This window comes from Pseudomonas sp. Irchel s3h9 (genome assembly GCF_900187475.1).
GTDB classification, from domain to species: Bacteria; Pseudomonadota; Gammaproteobacteria; order Pseudomonadales; family Pseudomonadaceae; genus Aquipseudomonas; species Aquipseudomonas neuropathica.
Window position 1 is genome coordinate 1 of sequence record NZ_FYDH01000031.1, and the last position, 1,484, is coordinate 1,484.

Here is a 1,484-nt window from a genome sequence, read left to right on the forward strand (position 1 = left end):
GTCCCGAATGGCACTTACTTAACAGCTAACCACTTGAGCTGAAAGCAAAAAATGAAGAAGGGCTGGTCTTGGTCTACGGTGATAGTTGCGAACACACCCCGACAAACCAAGGACACAGCCCCAAATGGATCGTAGACGTGAAGTTCTTCAGCATCAACAGCAACGTTTTCATCGACACGCTTCGGACTGCGATGCTTATGCGTTTTTCAATCTCCTCACGTCTCCCGATCTCTTACAACGCGTCGAGTCTGCACTGCCAAAACATCGGGAACGCCTGTTTCCGCCAACTGAAACGTTGTCTATGTTTCTGGCTCAAGCAATGAGTGCCGACCGCTCCTGCCAGAACGCCGTGAACGACCTGTCGATTAAACGGTCATGTGGCGGCATGAAGCCCAATAGCACTCGCACGGGCGCCTACTGCAAAGCCAGAAAGCGCCTGCCTGTGGAAATGGTTTCCACGCTAGTCAGGCACACCGGTGCTTCGATAAGTGATAACGCACCCTCGTCGTGACGCTGGATGGGACGACCTGTGCGGCTGGTGGATGGCACGACGGTCAGCATGCCCGACACAGCGGCTAATCAGGACGCCTATCCGCAATCTCGCGGCCAGAAAGTCGGTCTTGGTTTTCCGTTGTGTCGAGTGGTGGGCATCGTCTGCCTCTCCAGCGGCGCCGTTTTAGATGCTGCCCTTGGGCGTTTCCGAGGCAAGGGCGGCGATGAACAGACACTGCTCAGATCAATGCTCAACACGTTGAAAACAGGTGACATTTTGTTAGGCGACGCTTACTACGCTACCTATTTCTTGCTGTGCGAGTTGCAACGAAGAGGTATCGATGGCGTGTTCGAACAATACGGTGCTCGACGGCGCAGCACGGACTTTCGCCTAGGTCAGAGTCTCGGTTCGGAAGATCACCTGATCGAATTGAAAAAGCCTGTAAGAAGACCGCTGTGGATGAGTCAAGCGCATTACGAAAAGGCGCCTGAAAGACTGACCGTGCGGGAGTTGAAGGCGGGTGGGAAAACTTTGGTCACCACGTTGCATTGCCCAAAGCAGACACCTAAAACAGCCCTGAAATCGCTGTACAAGGGTCGATGGCATGTTGAACTGGATCTGCGCAATCTCAAAGCTACGCTGGGACTAGGCAAGTTAAGCTGCAAAACCCCAGGCATGGCAGTAAAGGAGTTATGGGTCTATCTGTTAGCTCACAATCTGATCCGAATGCTGATGGCACAATCGGCTCTGTTAGCTGACTGTTTACCTCGCGAACTGAGCTTCAAACACAGCCTTCAGCTATGGCTGGCGCTGCGACAATATGGCAGTTCCGAAGACGAGGATGGCCTGTCGAATTTATTGATGCTGATTGCTCAGAGGCGCGTCGGAAATCGGCCTGGTCGTATCGAGCCGCGAGCCATAAAACGAAGACCTCAAGCCTACCCCTTGCTGACCAAACCACGTCGGTCAGCAAGGGCAGATGTCAGAAAAA

At 53.3% G+C, this 1,484-nt stretch carries 1 pseudogene; it reads left to right on the forward strand.

From position 1 onward, the window contains the following. Positions 1-124: 124 nt before the first annotated feature. A pseudogene (locus CKW26_RS29230) lies at positions 125-1,484 on the forward strand (IS4 family transposase); the annotation flags it as partial.